At 65.5% G+C, this 16,982-nt stretch carries 16 protein-coding genes; 12 read left to right on the top strand and 4 right to left on the bottom strand.

Features of this window, described 5'->3' with window-relative positions; translation table 11 throughout:
• The first annotated feature begins 110 nt into the window (after nt 1-110).
• The 9 genes from AC0L3J_RS29785 to AC0L3J_RS29745 all read left to right on the top strand — a co-directional run bounded on the left by AC0L3J_RS29785 (nt 111) and on the right by AC0L3J_RS29745 (nt 10,328).
• Nucleotides 111-1,109, top strand: a complete 999-nt coding sequence (locus AC0L3J_RS29785; protein WP_473349393.1) for a tripartite tricarboxylate transporter substrate-binding protein — start codon at nt 111-113, stop codon at nt 1,107-1,109.
• Nucleotides 1,110-1,406: 297 nt separating this feature from the next.
• The gene (locus AC0L3J_RS29780) at nt 1,407-3,059 is read left to right on the top strand and encodes an NAD-dependent malic enzyme (RefSeq protein WP_473349392.1); all 1,653 of its coding nucleotides are present in this window, start codon (nt 1,407-1,409) and stop codon (nt 3,057-3,059) included.
• Between the two features lie 347 nt (nt 3,060-3,406).
• Nucleotides 3,407-3,799 (top strand): BlaI/MecI/CopY family transcriptional regulator, encoded by a 393-nt coding sequence (locus AC0L3J_RS29775; protein WP_473349391.1) that lies wholly within the window; start codon nt 3,407-3,409, stop codon nt 3,797-3,799.
• Nucleotides 3,796-6,315 (top strand): M56 family metallopeptidase, encoded by a 2,520-nt coding sequence (locus tag AC0L3J_RS29770; RefSeq protein WP_473349390.1) that lies wholly within the window; start codon nt 3,796-3,798, stop codon nt 6,313-6,315. The genes AC0L3J_RS29775 and AC0L3J_RS29770 overlap by 4 nt, the downstream gene beginning before the upstream one ends.
• Before the next feature lie 165 nt (nt 6,316-6,480).
• Complete coding sequence (locus AC0L3J_RS29765) at nt 6,481-7,947, top strand: DUF1800 domain-containing protein (RefSeq protein WP_473349389.1); 1,467 nt, start codon at nt 6,481-6,483, stop codon at nt 7,945-7,947.
• Nucleotides 7,948-7,949: 2 nt separating this feature from the next.
• Nucleotides 7,950-9,194, top strand: a complete 1,245-nt coding sequence (locus AC0L3J_RS29760) for a DUF1501 domain-containing protein (protein WP_473349388.1) — start codon at nt 7,950-7,952, stop codon at nt 9,192-9,194.
• Nucleotides 9,195-9,224: 30 nt separating this feature from the next.
• Nucleotides 9,225-9,449 (top strand): hypothetical protein, encoded by a 225-nt coding sequence (locus AC0L3J_RS29755; RefSeq protein ID WP_473349387.1) that lies wholly within the window; start codon nt 9,225-9,227, stop codon nt 9,447-9,449.
• 94 nt (nt 9,450-9,543) lie between these two features.
• The gene (locus AC0L3J_RS29750) at nt 9,544-10,059 is read left to right on the top strand and encodes a septal ring lytic transglycosylase RlpA family protein (protein WP_473349386.1); all 516 of its coding nucleotides are present in this window, start codon (nt 9,544-9,546) and stop codon (nt 10,057-10,059) included.
• Between the two features lie 113 nt (nt 10,060-10,172).
• Entirely contained in the window at nt 10,173-10,328 is a 156-nt protein-coding gene (locus AC0L3J_RS29745; protein WP_014493103.1) for a hypothetical protein, read from the top strand.
• A gap of 21 nt (nt 10,329-10,349) precedes the next feature.
• On the opposite strand, the gene AC0L3J_RS29740 is transcribed toward AC0L3J_RS29745, so the two are convergent.
• From AC0L3J_RS29740 to AC0L3J_RS29730, 3 genes are all read right to left on the bottom strand, one after another.
• Nucleotides 10,350-10,655 carry a hypothetical protein gene (locus tag AC0L3J_RS29740; RefSeq protein ID WP_007601056.1) on the bottom strand — a complete coding sequence of 102 codons (306 nt, stop codon included), beginning with the start codon at nt 10,653-10,655 and terminating at the stop codon, nt 10,350-10,352.
• 89 nt (nt 10,656-10,744) lie between these two features.
• The gene (locus tag AC0L3J_RS29735; RefSeq protein WP_473349385.1) at nt 10,745-11,017 is read right to left on the bottom strand and encodes a hypothetical protein; all 273 of its coding nucleotides are present in this window, start codon (nt 11,015-11,017) and stop codon (nt 10,745-10,747) included.
• A gap of 127 nt (nt 11,018-11,144) precedes the next feature.
• Nucleotides 11,145-13,835, bottom strand: a complete 2,691-nt coding sequence (locus AC0L3J_RS29730) for a flavin-containing monooxygenase (protein ID WP_473349384.1) — start codon at nt 13,833-13,835, stop codon at nt 11,145-11,147.
• Nucleotides 13,836-14,096: 261 nt separating this feature from the next.
• Between AC0L3J_RS29730 and AC0L3J_RS29725 the strand changes: the two genes are divergently transcribed.
• Both AC0L3J_RS29725 and AC0L3J_RS29720 read left to right on the top strand, forming a co-directional pair.
• The gene (locus tag AC0L3J_RS29725) at nt 14,097-14,273 is read left to right on the top strand and encodes a hypothetical protein (RefSeq protein ID WP_245286308.1); all 177 of its coding nucleotides are present in this window, start codon (nt 14,097-14,099) and stop codon (nt 14,271-14,273) included.
• 80 nt (nt 14,274-14,353) lie between these two features.
• Nucleotides 14,354-15,814, top strand: coding sequence for a carboxylesterase/lipase family protein (locus tag AC0L3J_RS29720; protein ID WP_473349383.1), 1,461 nt, complete (start codon nt 14,354-14,356; stop codon nt 15,812-15,814).
• A gap of 17 nt (nt 15,815-15,831) precedes the next feature.
• Here the strand turns inward: AC0L3J_RS29720 and AC0L3J_RS29715 are convergent, their stop codons facing one another.
• Nucleotides 15,832-16,011, bottom strand: coding sequence for a hypothetical protein (locus AC0L3J_RS29715; RefSeq protein ID WP_027519499.1), 180 nt, complete (start codon nt 16,009-16,011; stop codon nt 15,832-15,834).
• A 156-nt stretch (nt 16,012-16,167) separates the two neighbouring features.
• On the opposite strand from AC0L3J_RS29715, the gene AC0L3J_RS29710 reads away from it, so the two are divergent.
• Nucleotides 16,168-16,962: a DODA-type extradiol aromatic ring-opening family dioxygenase gene (locus AC0L3J_RS29710; protein ID WP_473349382.1), complete on the top strand. Its 795-nt coding sequence runs from the start codon at nt 16,168-16,170 to the stop codon at nt 16,960-16,962.
• The last annotated feature ends 20 nt before the right edge of the window (nt 16,963-16,982 follow it).

Below are 16,982 nucleotides of genomic sequence, written 5' to 3'. Positions count from 1 at the left end.
TCCTGAGCGGTCCGGCATCATTTCCGGCTTGCCTCCATCCGTTCGGCAGCGTTCACTCCGGCTCCAGCCCGTTGACAATATGCGGGCGGCAAAAAGGGTGGGAGAGACTGATGCGGGGGCGGTGGGCTGGACTGCGCGGTCATGTGACCGTCATGTGTGCGTTGCTCGGATGTGCGGCGTGGGCCACACCGGCAAACGCCCAGCCGTTTCCGTCGCGGCCGATCACCCTCGTGGTGCCGTTCGCGGCGGGCGGTCCGACCGACACGCTGGCGCGCATCCTGTCCGAACGCATCGCCGCCGAATTGCACGCGACGATCGTGGTTGAAAACGTGGCGGGCGCCTCCGGCAGCATCGCCGGCGCCCGCGTCGCGCGCGCAACGCCTGATGGCACCACGATCACGATCGGACATTGGGGCACGCATGTGCTCAACGGCGCGATCTTCAAGCTGCCATACGATGTGATCGCCGATTTCGAACCGGTCGCGACGATCGCGATGGGCACGCAGCTCATCGTCGGCCGGAAGTCGCTCGAGGCCAACACTCTGAAGGAGATGATCGCGTGGCTGAAGGCCAATCCCGGCAAGGTGACTGCCGGTACCGCCGGCGCCGGCACGGGAGCGCACGTCGCCGGTGTCTTCTTCAAGGAGAGAACCGGCACCGACTTCCAGTTCGTGCCCTATCGCGGCGCGGGGCCCGCCATGATCGACCTCGTGGCCGGGCAGATCGACATCATGTTCGACCAGGCCTCGAACTCGCTGCCGCACTACAAGAACGGTGCGATCAAGGCGTTCGCGGTGACGTCCCCGACGCGGCTCGCCTCCGCGCCCGATATCCCGACGGTCGACGAGGCGGGGCTGCCCGGTCTCTACATCTCCTACTGGCACGGCATCTGGGCACCGAAAAACACGCCGAAGGAGATCGTCACGAAGCTCAACGCGGCCATCGTCGCCGTGCTTGCCGACGCTTCCGTCAAGCAGCGATTTGGCGAATTGGGGCAGGAGATTCCTCCGCCCGATCAGCAAACGCCCGCAGCGCTCGGAGCCTTCCAGAAGTCCGAGATCGAGAAATGGTGGCCGATCGTGAAGGCCGCCGACATCAAGGCGGAGTAGCGCTGTCGCCCATACCACTGCCTCATCCTGAGCAGCCCGCGCAGCGACCGTCTCGAAGGATGCGCCGCGGGCGAGAGCGGGGCCTTCATGGTTCGAGACGCGCGTTCCGCGCTCCTCACCATGAGGAGAACGACCACCGTTGCGGCGTTAACCTTTCGCGCACGACGGCCGTCTGTCGCGAAAACCTCGCTGCGGTGCGGGATCACGATGCTTGCCGCAGGCTTCTGCGTCCTTGATCTCGGGTGAGCGCTGGCCGACAATGCCCGCCCTTCAATAAGAAACTCCCTGGGGGAATTCGTGAATAGACCTGCTCGGGTCAGCGCCCATTCGACATCGTCCGATTCCGTGCACGGCATGGCGCTGCTGCGCGATCCCCTGCTCAACAAGGGCACCGCCTTCACCGCGAAGGAGCGCGATGCGCTCGGCCTGCGCGGCTTGCTTCCGCCTTGCGTGCTGACGATGGAGACCCAGGTCGAGCGGGTGCTCGTCAATCTGCGCACGCTGCCGACCGATCTCGAAAAATACGTCGCGCTGAATGCCTTGCACGACCGCAACGAGGCGCTGTTCTTCCGCGTCGTCGTCGACAATATCGACGAGATCCAGCCGATCATCTACACGCCGACGGTCGGGCTCGCCTGCCAGAAATACGGCCTGATTTTCCAGCGGCCACGCGGCATGTTCATCTCCTCGCGCGATCGCGGCCAGATCGGCGAGATCCTGAAGAACTGGCCCTATCCGGCCAAGCTGATCGTCGTCACCGATGGCGAGCGCATCCTCGGCCTCGGCGATCTCGGCGCCAACGGCATGGGCATTCCGGTCGGTAAACTGTCGCTCTATTCGGCCTGCGCCGGCGTGCATCCGGAAACGTGCCTGCCGATCGTGCTCGACGTCGGCACCAACAACGAAGAGCTCCTGAAAGACCCGTATTATCTCGGCTTGCGCGAGCGGCGGCTCACGGGCGAGGCCTATGACAGCTTCGTCGACGAGTTCATGGTCGCCGCGCGAAAGACCTTTCCCGGTGTGCTGATCCAGTTCGAGGATTTCGCCAACCACTCGGCGTTCAAGCTGCTGCACAAATACCGCGATGAGGCCTGCGTCTTCAACGACGACATCCAGGGCACGGCTGCGGTGGCGCTCGCCGGCCTGTTTTCGGCGCTGCGCGTCAACGGCGGCAAGCTGAGGGACCAGCGCATCCTGTTCCTCGGCGCGGGCGAGGCCGCGACCGGCATCGCCGATCTCGTGACGTCCGCGATGATGGCGGAAGGTGCCTCCGAGGCCGAGGCGCTTCGGCGCAATTGGCTGGTGGATTCCCGCGGCCTCGTCGTCGGCGGCCGCGAAGGCCTGTCCGGTCACAAGCTCCGTTATGCCCATGCCGACCAGGCGCCGATCGCCGACTTCCTCACCGCGATCAGGACGCTGAAACCGACGGCGATCATCGGCGTGGCCGCGGTCGGCGGCGCCTTCACGCCCGAGGTGCTCAAAGCGATGGCCGAGCTCAACGAGCAGCCGATCGTGTTCGCGCTCTCCAATCCGACCTCGAAGGCAGAATGTTCGGCAGAGGACGCCTACCGCTACACCGGGGGTCGTGCGCTGTTTGCCTGCGGCAGCCCGTATGACCCGGTCAAGCTCAACGGCCGTACCTTCGTGCCGCGCCAGGGCAACAACTCCTACATCTTCCCGGGCGTCGGCCTCGGCGTCATCGCCAGCCGCTCGCGGCTGGTGACGGACGAGATGTTCATGGCGGCCGCCCATACGCTCGCCAATTGCGTCGGCAAGGACGATCTCGCGCAAGGCAGCCTCTACCCGGCGCTGCCGCGCATCCGCGAGGTCTCGGTCCGCATCGCCGCCGCCGTTGCCGATGTCGCTTTTCAGCGCGGGCTTGCGGACGGACCCGCGCCCAACGACGTGAAGGGACTGGTTCAGTCGCAGATGTACGAGCCGCAGTACTGAGGCTTACAATTCGATCTGAATCTGGGAGGCTGCCCCTCACCCCACCCTCTCCCCGTAAGAACGGGGCGAGGGAGTGAGAGAGGTTGCCTCCCTAACCTCTCCCCGCTCTTCTGCGGGGAGAGGTCGGATTGCTCCCGGCGATGCGAAGCATCGTCCGGCGCAATCCGGGTGAGGGGCAGGGCAGTCTGCTAGCCCGATCGAAAGTCGATCCGACTTGCGAAACGTTATTTCCCCGGTTCGGTCAGCACGCGATACCATTTCAGGTAGAAACCCCGTTGCGCGGCGCGGGCGTATATGCGACGCTCTGTAGCGCTACAAGAAAAATGCGAAACCAAGGTAAGCCGCCAATGGACGATCGTTTGCCCGACCTGGGCGACCTCGAGCACGAGGTCATGCAACTGGTTTGGGCCCATGGTCCTGTCACGGCCGAAATTGTGCGCGAAAAGCTGTCGCGTCGGCTGAAGGAATCGACCGTCCGGACGGTGCTGCGCCGGCTGGAAGAAAAGGGCTATGCTCGGCATACGGTGGACGGACGTACTTATGTCTACCACGCAGCCGAAGAGCGCGCGCGGGTTGCGGCCAAGGCGGTGCAGCGCATCGTCGACTGGTTCTGCAACGGCTCGATGGAGGAGGTGCTCGTCGGCATGGTCGACAATGCAATGCTCGACCAGCAGCAGCTGCGCACACTGGCCGACCAGGTCGCCAAGGCGAAGAAGGCGAGGGGAGTGAAGAAAGAATGATCGCAACTCTGGCGGAGGCGGCGCTGCGCTCCCTTGTGCTGGGAGGCGTCGTCTGGTTCGGTCTCAACCTGTTTCGCGTGCGCAATCCGCACGTCCACATGACGGCGTGGGTCGTCGTGCTGCTGGCATCGCTGGCGATGCCCTTGGTGATGCATTGGCCGACGGTCACGATCACCCGGCTGCCATTGCCGGTATCGGTGCCGGCTGATGTCCTGCCTGCCGATATTTCGATGTTTGAGATGCCGCAGCCCATGCAGCCGATCGCGCCCGGCGCGGCGATTGTTGCGCCGGTGCAGAGCGGCGTCTCGATCAATTGGTGGCTCGTCGCCACAATCGTCCATGCCGGCGTCGCCGGCCTGTTGCTGCTGCGGCTGGCCATCGGCCTCTATCTGACCTGGCGCCTCGCGCGCGCGGCAAGGCCGATCAACGGTCCGCACTTGGTCGACGCCGATGTGCGCGTCAGCCGCGACGTCGGCGGTCCCGTCACGTTTGGCTCGACCATTCTGGTGCCGCCGCAATTTGCCGGCTGGGATGCCAAGAAGCGCCTCGCGGTGCTCGCGCATGAGGGCGCGCATGTCGCCAACCGCGATTTCCATGTTCTCCTGCTCGCCTCCCTCAATCGCGCGGTGTTCTGGTTCAGCCCGTTCTCCTGGTGGCAGCTCGCGCGTCTTGCCGAGCTTGCCGAGATCATCAGTGACGCCGAGGCCATCGAGGTGATCGACGACCGGCTGTCCTACGCGGAAATCCTGCTTGATTTCGCAAGCACGGTAAACCCGCGGCCGCTCGAGCTCGCGATGGCGCGGGCCTCGACCGTGCGCGCCCGCGTCGAGCGCATCATCGCGACCGCCGCGATGCCCGTCGCGGTCGGCTGGCGCAAGCGGGCGTGGATCGCGGCCGCGGTCGTTCCCGCCGTGATCGTGTCCGCCGGCATGATCGCCTATCGCACCCCGGAGCCTGCGCCGCTCGCCGCGGATAGTGGAGAGGTGCCGGCTCAGCATTACCGCCCCTTCGTCAACTTTTACGCGATGGGCCCGGCCTCGGTGTTCGCCATCTTCCGCGAAGGTGATGATCTCTACGGCCAGCTCACCGGGCAGCGCCGGCTACGCCTGACGGTCGGCAGCGACGGCACCGCGTCCTATATGGCTTCATCCGGCGAGATCACGTTCCCGCTCGATGCGGAACGTCGCTCCGCCGAACTGATGCTGCGCATGAACGACCGCGACGTGCGCGCGGTGCGTGTCGCCGAGATGCCGACGCCTGCGACCGAACCTGTCTCGCTCGATCAATATGTCGGCTGGTACAGGATTGCGCCGAACCGCGTGCTCACCGTGCGCCGCGATGGGGACCGTCTCTGGTTGCAGGAAACCGGGCAGGGCACGACGCAAATCCTCGCCGAGGGCACTGATGCCTTCTCCTTCCGCGGCGACCATCTCGTGATCTTCCTGCGCGACGAGCAGTCGAGGGTCTCGCGCGTGTTGCTACAGAGTGCGGTTTTCGGCGCGCGTCTTGCGGCCCGCGTCGATGCGGCGGTGGCTCAGGCGGTCGAAGCGGATTTCGCGCGTCGCCTTGGCGAAGTGCCCGATCGCTTCAGGGAGCAGGTCCCGGCGGTCGGCGGCAAGGAGATGATCTTGCGCGGGATCGAAGATCTGCGCGCCGGCACGCCGAACTACGAGCGCATGAGCGTGGCGCTCGCCGCCAAGATCCACCGGCAGCTCAATGAAATGCACGCGACGTTCGTTGCGCTCGGCGGGTTGGAATCGATCTTCTTCCGTGGCGTCGGCCCCGGCGGATACGACATCTATGGCGCGAAGTTCGAGAACGGCACGGCCGAATTCCGCCTGCTGCTCGAGCCCGATGGCAAGGCCGGCGATGTGATCTTCCGAGCCGACGGCAACGACGAGCTCGGTGGCATCGTGCCTTGCGCGGAGGAGGCGAACGTGCGCGGCCACGCCGGCACCTCGCCGATCAGGATCATGGTCTATAACGAGATGGGCGACGACATCCAAATCTTCAATCTCGATGCCGACGGCAATCGCAAGACGCAGAGCGTCGTCAGGCCCAACATGACCTGGGCTTCCACCACCACCGTGAACAATCCGTGGGTGATTGCCGACAAGTCGGGACGGTGCATGGAGATCCTGGTGCCAGGTCGGCAAACGCGCTTCCACAATGTCGAGGCCTCAAACCTCGGCGCGCGTCCTGGTCGCGCAGCGCGGCGCGCCGTTCCGATCGCCAATGGCGAGGAGATGCTGCGCAGCTACATCGAGGGCGTCGGCAGGGGACAGCCGGATTACGAACGGATGACGTCTGAGGTCGCCGACATCACACGCGCGCAGCTTCCGTTCGATCAGGCGATTCTGACGCGGCTGGGTGCGCTGCGCGCGGTCTCCTTCCGCGGCGTCACCGCGCTCGACAGCGATATCTATGTTGCCCAGTTCGCCAACGGTTCGGCGGAATGGCGCATCGGCGTCAGAAACGGAACGATCACGAAAATCGCGCTCGGGCCGAATTTTTAGGACGATTGCCGCCGCTGATCTGCAGGACCGGCGGCTCCCGAGTTGTTGACGGCGCTCTCTCAATCTCCGCTTGCCGGCTCTCGCCGTGAATGCTACGATCCGTAGCATTACAGTTCGTAGCCTGCGCGGGCACCGTCGGCAGGCTCGAAGAATTGGGCATTCGCCATGAGCAGTTCTGCAAAGGCCAATTCTGTGCTGGCGCTTCATCGCTTCGGGATGGGGCCGCGCCCGGGATCGATTGCGGCTGTCGGGACCGACCCGCGCGGCGCGCTGATCGCCGAGCTCGACCGCCCGCTCGTCCTGAACGCCGTCGCCAGCCTTCCTTCCAGCGCAAAGGCCTATCGCACCGTGGCCGACGCCAATGCGCGGCGCGCCGCGCGCGCCAAGCAGGCGCAGCAGCAGGCAAAAAAGCAGCAGGTGGCGGCGACGCCGACCATGTCGGAAGACCAGACGCAAGGGCAGGGCCAAGCGCAAGGTCAGGGAGAGAAGGACGCCGCCGAGATGGCGGCGAAGCAGGCGGCCGACGCCATTCCCGATCCCGGACGTCCGATCTATTTGCAGGAAGCCAAGGTACGCACGGAAGCTGCGCTTTCCGCAGACATCGGCTTTGCCGAGCGGCTGGTGTGGTTCTGGTCTAACCATTTCTGCGTCTCGGCCAACAAGATCCGGAGCATGTCCGGCGCCTATGAGCGCGAGGCCGTTCGCGCCAATGCGCTCGGCCGCTTCGTCGATCTCCTGTTGGCCGTCGAGGGCCACCCGGCGATGCTGTTCTATCTCGACAATCTCGGCTCGATGGGCGCCAACTCGATCGCCGGCATCAACCGCAGCCGCGGCCTCAACGAGAACATCGCGCGCGAGATCATGGAGCTGCATACGCTCGGTGTGCGGACCGGCTACACTCAGGACGACGTCATCAGCTTCGCCAATGTGCTGACGGGATGGACGCTGGTGCCGCCCGGCGACAATCCCGAGCACGGTGGCGAATTCACCTTCAATCCGCGGCTGCACGAGCCCGGCGGGCAGACCGTGCTCGGCAAGCGCTACGAACAGGAAGATGTCGAGCAGGGCCGTGCGGTGCTGCGCGATCTCGCCACGCATCCCGCGACCGCGACCCATGTCGCGACCAAGCTCGCCCGGCACTTCGTCGCCGACGAGCCGCCGCCTGTGCTGATCGAGCAGATGGCGAAGACTTTTCGCGACACCGAGGGCGATCTCAAGCAAGTCGCGATCGCGATGGTGTCGTCCGACGAAGCCTGGCGCGAGCCGCCGTCGAAACTCAAGCGTCCCAGCGAGTGGGGCGTTGGCATGGTGCGCGCGACCGGGATCACGACGGTTGATCCGGTCCGCTTCACCGGCGGCCTGGAGCTGCTCGGCGAGGCGCTGTGGCGTCCGTCCGCGCCCAAGGGCTATCCGGACGACGAGGCGAGCTGGATCGACGGCGTCGGCCGGCGGCTCGACATCGCCAACAATTTTGCCGAGAGCGTGGCGGCCACGGCCGATCCTCAAGCGATCATCGAGGACGTGTTCGGATCCGAGATCGCGCCCGAGGTGAAGCAGGCGGTCGGCCGTGCCGAGAGCCGGCAGCAGGCCTTGGCGCTCTTGTTCATGTCGGCGGATTTTCAGAGGAGGTGAGCATGGGCGTCGTCAATCATTTGCCCACGCGGCGCGAGCTTCTGGTCGGGTCCGGCGCGCTGTTCGCGTGGAGCCAGATGCCGCGGGTCGCGCGCGCCGAAGGGCGCGATCCGCGACTGCTGGTCATCGTGCTGCGCGGCGCGCTCGACGGGCTTGGCGCGGTTGCGCCGGTCGGCGATCCCGACTGGATTTCCTTGCGCGGCGATCGTGCGCTGGACGGCAAGCCGCCCGCGCTGCCACTCGATGCCTTCTTCGCGCTCAATCCGGCGATGCCGAATCTGCACCGGCTCTACAAGAGCGGCAAGGCTGCAATCATCCATGCCACCGCGACGCCCTACCGCGAGCGTTCGCATTTCGACGGCCAGGACGTACTGGAAAGCGGGCTCGTCAAGCCGGGCGTGACCAGCTCGGGATGGCTCAACCGCGCGCTGCTCGCGCTGGAATCCGGCGGGCGTGTCGACCCGCGCGGCAGCCGCGCGCTCGGCATCGGCTCCGTGACGCCGCTGGTGGTGCGCGGTTCGGCGCCTGTGATGACCTGGGTGCCGCAGCGATTGTTGCCGGCGAGCGAGGACACCCAGAACCGCCTGCTCGATCTCTACCAGCACACCGATCCGAAGCTCGCGAGCGTGCTCCAGGCCCGCATGAGGCTCGCCTCGCTCGGCGGGGCACCGGGCGCGGGCGATCCGATGTCCGACGATCCGACCTTGGCGCCGCCCGGCATCGCGCGCGTCCGCGCCTACTTCGCCGAAGCCGCCGGCACCGCCGCGCGCTATCTCGCCCAGCCCGACGGTCCGCGTGTCGGCGCCATGGGCTTCGTCGGCTGGGATACACACATCGCCGAGGGCGCGGCCTCGGGCCAGCTCTACAATCTGCTCGGCGCACTCGATGGCGCCTTTGCCGCAATCGAGAGCAACATGGGCGAAGCGTGGCGCGAAACAGTCGTGGCTGTTGTCACCGAGTTCGGGCGAACCGCGCGCATCAACGGGACGCAGGGTACCGACCACGGCACGGGCACGGTCGCCTTCCTGATCGGCGGCGGGCTCAACGGTGGCCGCGTCATCGCGGACTGGCCGGGCCTGAAGCCGGCGCAGCTCTTCGAGGATCGCGATCTCAAGCCGACCACGGATTTGCGCGCGGTGTTGAAGGGCCTGCTGCGGGATCACCTGCGTGTCGAGGAGAAGGTGCTCGCAGAAGCCGTCTTCCCGGGCAGCGCCGACGTCAAACCGATGGGAGGCCTCGTCGGCTGACGGCGCGGCTTTCGCAAACGGACCCTGTTCATGATGTGCACGCTGACACAACGGGAGCTCGACTTTCTCGCCGGCCTGAAAGCCGGCTGGCGGCGGCTCTATCGGCGCGAGCTCGCGCGGCTCTTGAAGGGCGACGCCGAGCCTGGCGAGGTTCCTCCGGAGACACGCCCGATGATCTGGCGCGTCGTATCAGGCCTCTCCGACGAGTCTGTCTCGATTCAGGACAAGCCAGTGTGGTGGAATCGCCACAGCTAAACCTGAAACGGCTGCGGCCTCAGGCGTGCTTTCGTTCCGACAAGGTTCTGCCCTCATTGCCCACCGAAACTCGGGGTCGTTCGGAGGGCGCATCATGTCTCGATTTGCACGTGCCGAAACTGCCCGGATTTCGCCGGCAAGCCTGTGCCGGATACTGCTTGCCATCATCGGCGCGGCGTCGCTTGCGGCGTGTGCGCAGTCGCCGATCGGCCGCCAGAAGGCCGATCTCGGCACCCACCGCCAAGCCGCTGTCGAACGACCGCACAGGGTGGCGGCGCTGCATCCGCGTCCGATCAGCCGGGCGCGCGTCCCCGATGGTGATGCAAAGCAAAGCGTCTCGCATGGCGTCGCCAGCTTCTATTCGGACACGGAGACGGCGAGCGGCGAGAGGTTCGACAAGAACGAGTTGACCGCGGCCCATCCCAGCCTGCCGTTCGGCACCAAGCTGCGCGTCACTGACGTTTCGTCCGGCCGCTTCGTGACCGTCAGGATCAACGATCGCGGGCCATATGTTCGCGGACGCGTGGTCGACATCTCTCCCTCCGCGGCCGAGGCGCTCGGCATGGTCGACAAGGGTGTCACCAATGTCCGGCTCGACGTGGTGCAATAATTTGCAGCTGCATCGATCCGTAGCGCCGTGCTTAACCGGCTGTTAGCCGCCTCAAGCCACCATGGATACCCAATCATTCGGGACTCCAGATCGAAGCTCTTGGGAGGTGGCGTTTGAATACGATCCAGTATCTCGAAGATCAGGCCGCACGCGCCGAGCGGCTGGCCAAACGGATCACGGATACATTGACGATCGAAAAGCTCCTGACCTTCGCGGGCGAACGCCGCCGCGAGATCGAGGTCATCGCCGGCAAGTACCGGCGCGCCTGATTCTCATTATCCCACGCGCGCTCAGCTGTGGCTCTCGACGAAGTCGCTGAGATAGTCGGGCAGCGTCACGCCATCGATGTCACAGCGCGCCCGGATCTCGCCGGCGACGTCGGTCGAGATATCCTTCATCCAGTGCTCGAGCGTGTTGAATGAGATGACCTTGACGGGGTCGTTGAAGCAGCCGGCGACGAGCTCGCCGATCGTGGCATCGAGATCGCTCCGCTCGACACGGATTTCGGTCGCCTTGTCGAGGCGATCGATCACCACGAACAGGGTCTGGTCTGCGCCATAGGGCACGACCGGGGCTGGCACGCCGGCTTCAAGCATCTGAGGCACTCACGCCTTCGCTTCCGATCACCATCAACGGGAAAAACCGGAAGAAGGTTCCTGCGCTCAGCCGGTGCTTTCTGCGAGGATCAGAGAAATTCGCGCAGCCGCGCCAGCTCGGTGATGTGCTCGGGCGAGAGAATGTCGGTGACCAGCGGCGGTTGTGCGATCGTGCGAATCTCATAGAGATGCCTGGTCGCCGCCGGCTTCGCCATGAACGCGGAGATGCATTCGTCGAGCGTGCCTTCGATCACCTGGTAGGACGCTCGGTCCGACCGCCGCTGGTTCGCAAGCGATGGCCATTTATGCAGCACCGCCAGGACACCAAAATCGACCTTTGAATCCCCAGCCACGTCCCCCATCGTCCCGCCTCACGCAAAAAGAACCCCGGCACACGATCGTGCGTACCGGGGCCCACACCCATTACTGCATCTCAATGCCACAGCACCAAACGCGAAGACCGGGAAATTGTTCCCCGCAATTATTCCTTCAGCTCGCTGCCGCCGCGATCCTATGTCCCGGATCGGTGCGGCCGTGGCTGGTCTCATCGCCGCGACCAACTTCGGGCGGAAGCCCGGCAAAGCGCCGCAAGGCCTCGGCCATCTGCACCCGGCCCGGCGCGCCGGTGATGATCACGTCCACCATCGTGAAGGACGAATGGAAATGGCCGCGCGCCTTGAGTTGCTCGACCGGGACGCCGGCGGCGGCCATGGCCTCGGCATAGGCGATGCCTTCGTCACGCAGCGGATCGAACTCGCAGGTGACGACGAAGGCCGGCGGCAGGCCTGCGACCTTGCCGCGGAGCGGCGAGGCGCGCGGATCGGTGCGGTCGGCCGGCGAGCAATAGAGGTCCCAGAACCAGTACATCAGCGAACGGGTCAGGAAATAGCCGGTCGCATTGTCGTTGTAGGAGGGGCGGTCGAAAGTGCAGTCGGTGACCGGGCAGATCAAGAGCTGGCCCGCGATCTCAGGGCCGCCGCGATCGCGTGCAAGCTGGCAGGTGACGGCGGCGATGTTGCCGCCGGCACTCCAGCCCGCGACCAGCACCGGGCCCGGCCTGCCGCCGAGCTCGGCGGCGTGCTCGGCGATCCAGCGCGTCGCCGCATAGCCGTCTTCGGCCGCAGTCGGGAAACGATGCTCGGGCGCATGACGATAGCCGACGCTGACGAGCATCATGCCGGTCCGCCGCACCATGTCGCGGCAGAACGGCTCGTCCGACTGCTCGTCGCCGAGCACCCAGCCACCGCCGTGGAAATAGACCACGACCGGATGCGGCCCTGATGTTGCCGGCTTGTAGACTCGATAAGGCAAGGGACCGTCGGCGCCGGGCAGCGTGCCGTCGACGATCTCGCCGATCGGCCGTCCAGCGGGACGGCCCTTGTTGAACTCATTGACGAAGGCGCAGGCGCCTTGCGCGCCCATCGACTCGATCGGCGGCAGGTTGAGCGACGCCAGCAGGTTGAGCACCAGCCGCACATCGGGCTGCAGGCGCACCACCTCGCCGTCATTGCATTGTGCGGCGACGTTGGGACCCGTCAGCTTGAAGCCGAGCATGCCGCGGCTGACGACCTCGTCGCAGATGCTGCGATAGGGACCGACACCGCCGGTATAAGGCATCAGGCCCTGCACCTTGCCGGGCACGTTGGCGCCCGTATACCAGGTGTTGGCGAGCCGGTGCAGCGTCACCATCGAGCAGTCGGCCATGTGCCTGTTCCAGCCGGCCTGCGCCGTCTCGGTCGGCTCGATCGTGGTGAAGCCGGCGTCGCGCAATGCTGCGAGACGGTCGACAACCCAGTCGACATGCTGCTCGATCGACACCGCCATGTTCGACAGCACCGACGGGCTGCCGGGCCCGGTGATCATGAAGAAATTTGGGAAGCCTTCGACGGTGAGCCCGAGATAGGTCTGCGGCCCCTGCGCCCAGACATCGGTGAGCGATCTGCCGCCACGTCCGGTGATCGGATGCACGGCGCGGATCGCGCCGGTCATGGCGTCGAAGCCGGTCGCGAACACGATCACGTCGACGTCGACGCTGCGCCTCGACGTCGTGATGCCGCTTGCGGTGATCGCCTTGATCGGCTCCTGACGCAGATTGACCAGCGTGACGTTCGGCCGGTTGTAGGTCGCGTAATAATTGGTATCGAGGCAGGGCCGCTTGGCGCCGAACGGATGATCGTCCGGCATCAGCGCCGCGGCGGTCTCGGGGTCTTTGACGGCGGCGCGGATCTTCTCGCGGATCAGGTCCTGGACGATCTTGTTGCCGTCGATGTCCACCGCCTGGTCGGCCCAGAGTTGCGTCAGAATGTGGACGAGGTCGCCGGCCGCCCAGGCGCGTTCGAACCGCTCACGACGCTCGGCATCGCTTAATTGCCAGCTCACGACCGTCTGCTGCGGATAGGGCACGCCGGCCATCGACTGGCGCGCCTGCTCGCGATAGGCCGCGCGATCGCCTTGCAGCAGGCTCATGCGATCGGAAGGCGCAGGGCCGTTGTGCGCCGGCAATGCGAAATTCGGCGTGCGCTGGAACACGGTCAAGTGGGCGGCCTGCTCGGCGATCAGCGGGATCGATTGAATGGCCGACGATCCCGTGCCGATCACCGCGACGCGTTTTCCGGCGAGATTGACGCCGTCATGCGGCCAGCGTCCGGTGAAATAGACCTCGCCCTTGAAGTCCTTGACGCCGTCGATCTCCGGCGGCTTCGGCGCCGAGAGGCAGCCGGTGGCCATGATGTAATGGCGGCAGGAGACCGGTGCGCCATTGTCGGTGGTGAGCTGCCAGCGCTCGATCGCCTCGTCCCATTTCGCTTCCGTGACCTTGGTCTTGAAGCGGATGTCGCGCCTGAGATCGTAGCGGTCGGCGACGAAGCCGAGATAGCGCAGGATCTCCGGCTGGGTCGCGTATTTCTCCGACCAGGTCCAGGCGGTCTCGAGGTCGGGATCGAAGGTGTAGCTGTAATCGATGGTCTGGATATCGCAGCGCGCGCCGGGATATCGGTTCCAGTACCAGGTGCCGCCGACGTCGCCGGCTTCTTCGAGGCCGACCGCCGTCAGGCCGGCCTTGCGCAGCCGATGCAGAAGATAGAGGCCGGCAAATCCGGCACCGACCACGGCAACATCGACCTGCTGGCTGGTTCCGCGCCCCGTGTCAGAGGCACGCGCAGCAACCATTGCATCAGGCATGGCATTTCCTCCCGTGTATTTTGTTTTGCCGGCAGGCTATCGCTGCAGGTTCGGCTTGTCATCAGAACAAGTGCAATCTTCGGTGGCCGTTTGCGGCGTCATCGTGGCTGCGCGAACGTTGCTTCAATGCACGCATCGCGATGCACAATGGCCGTGATTACCCGGGCTAATCATGTACGATCCGTCTGTGTATGCTTGCGGCTACAAGCCACGCGTTCTCAGGGCGTCATGACAGAGTTGAGTGAGCGGACCAAAGCGAACATGGACGTTGTCCTGGAGGAGACGTGCCGCCAACTGCCGCACGGCGGCGATCACGACAGCCGCAGGTTCATCGCCGAGCGGCTGATCGAGGCGGCGAGGTCCGGTCACACCACGCTCGGTGAGCTCGGCATCATCGCACGCCACGCACTGGCGGAGCTTGCCGCCAAGCGGAGCTAGACGCGGCCACGCCGCTTGCCTCGCAGTGGGCCACGGACATAACCTGCTCAAATCCTTCCGCGCATCGAGATGCTCCGAAGATGCGGTCCGTGTTCGCGCTTTTTGCGACGTCTCTCGTCCTCTGTTGCGCCGGCCCGGTCATGGCCCAGCCGGTCGGCCAGTTTCCATTTGCGCTGACGCGCGAAGGGCAGATGCTCGGCGCCGTCGAAGGCGAAGTAGCCTCGTTCAAGGGGCTGGCCTATGCGGCCGCGCCTATCGGGCCGCTGCGCTGGCGTCCGCCGCAGGCCGCGCCCGAGAGTTCGGAGATGCGCACCGCCTATGCCTATGGCGCGCCGTGTCTTCAGCCCTCGCTGCCGGGATCGAGCGAGGATTGCCTGACACTGACCGTGTTCCGGCCGTTCGGGGTCGACGGCCCCTTGCCGGTGATGATGTTCATCCACGACGGCGCTTTCGTCAGCGGCACCGCGAACGATCCGCTGTTCGATGGTGCCAGGCTCGCGCAAGCCGGCCTCATCGTGGTGACCGTGAATTTTCGCCTCGGCGCGCTCGGCTGGCTCAGCGATCCCGCGCTGTCGGAAGGCGGCTCCGGCAATTACGGCCTGATGGACCAGATCGCGGCGCTGCATTGGGTGCACGACAACATCGCGGCGTTCGGCGGCGATCCCACCAACGTCACCTTGTTCGGCAGCGGCGCAGGCGCGACCTCGATCGCGCTGCTGATGCTGTCTGAACAATTGCGCGATCTGTTCCAGAAAGCCATTCTGCAATCGATCCCTGGCCGTGCGCGGCTGCGTTCGGCACAAGAGGCCGAGATGGTGGGCCGGCAATTCGTAGCGGCGCTGGGGCGACAGGCCGATCTGCGCGCAGCCGAGCCGCGACGTCTGCTTGCCGCTGAAAAACATCTGCTGGAAAAATCGCCGAGGAGCTTCGCGCCGACAATCGATGGACGTCTGGTGAGCGAGGACGTCGCCGCGGGCTTCGCAGCCGGACATGAGAGCCGCATTCCCTTGATCATCGGCTCGAACGACGACGAGACCGGTTTCGACGGCGAGCTGGATATCCGGGACGAGCTGGCGTCGTCAGGCGCCACCAGCGATGAGCTGCGCGAGCTCTATCCCGATCTCGCCAGACCCTCCGGCCGCGCGGCCAGATTCTACACCGACAAGGTCTTCTCCGAGCCAGTGAGACTGCTGGCGCGCCTGCATGCCGCCAGCGGTGCGCCGACCTTTCGCTATCGCTTTGCCTATGTGCCGGAGGCACGGCGCGCAAACGCCGAGGGCGGTCACGGGCGGGAATTGCAGTTCGTCTTCGGCGTGGAAGGCATGCCCGGTGCAGGCATCTTGTCACGAGCCGATCGCGAGGTCGCAAATCGCATGCGCGCCTATTGGATCAATTTTGCCAAGAACGGCGATCCCAACGGTGCGGACCTGCCGCGTTGGGATGCGGCCGCAGGCAGCGATCGCCTGCTGCTGATCACGAACGATCGCATCGCGAGCGGAGACGACCCATGGTCGGAGCGCCTGGACCGGTTCGGGCGTTAGAGCAGGATGAGTTGAATCTAAGCCGCGAGCTCGACGCGCGGCGCCGGGCTTAGCCGGTCTTCCTCCAGATAATCCATCGCGCCGTCTTTCTCGACCGCGTAGAACTGCTGGCCTTCCTTCGACCTGTAGGCGGCGCGAACGACGCCGCGGCGGCCCTTGTCACTGTTGACGACGTCCCCCAACGCAAACTTCTTCATTTCACGTCCCTGGCTGCTGGCCGACTCCTTCGGCTACGCCGGGGATTCTGGGCGGAAAATCGTTAACGTCTTGCTAACCATACGGGTTTGCCTATGCTCGCGGCCGATCGCGCGGGCAGCTCGCACGCGCATTGCCAATGAAACGAGCCTTCGCCCATGGTGCGATTTCCGACCTTCTTTCTGTCGCATGGCGGCGGTCCCTGGCCGTTCATGGAAGACAGGCGGGTGCAATATGCGAAGACCGCCGAGGCGTTCGGCCGGCTGCCGCAGCTCTTGCCGGAGAAGCCCAAGGCCGTGCTCGTCATCACAGGACATTGGGAGGCAGATGCCTTCACCGTGTCGACCTCGGCGCATCCGCCGATGGTGTACGACTATCACGGTTTCCCCGAGCACACCTATCACCTCAAATATCCGGCGCCGGGGCGGCCCGAGCTCGCCGCGGAGGTGAAGGCGCTGCTCATTCGCGCGGGCGTCGATTGCCGGGAGGATCCCAACCAGGGCTTCGATCACGGCACCTTCGTGCCGCTCGGGCTGATGTATCCGCACGCCGACATGCCGATCGTGCTGCTGTCGCTGAGATCGAGCTACGATCCGGCCGAGCACATCAAGGTTGGGCAGGCGATTGCCTCGCTGCGGGACGAAGGCATTCTGATCGTCGGCAGCGGGCTCACCTATCACAACATGCGCGGGTTCGGCCGCGCAGAATCGAAGCCGGTCTCGTATGATTTCGAGGCGTATCTGAACGAGGCGATCAGCCACAAGGACGCGGCGCGCCGCAACGCGATGCTGGTTGACTGGGAGAACGCACCGAGCGCGCGCCTGGCCCATCCGCGCGAGGATCATCTGCTGCCGCTGATGGTGGCCGCCGGCGCCGCCGGCAGCGACGCGGGCCAGCGCGTGTTCGTCGACGAGGTCGCGAATGTCGCGATGGCGTCGTATGTGTTCGGATGAATCGTAGGGTGGATTAGCGA

Source organism: Bradyrhizobium sp. Kon37, assembly GCF_055807535.1.
This window is presented reverse-complemented; position numbering and strand designations above follow the sequence as displayed.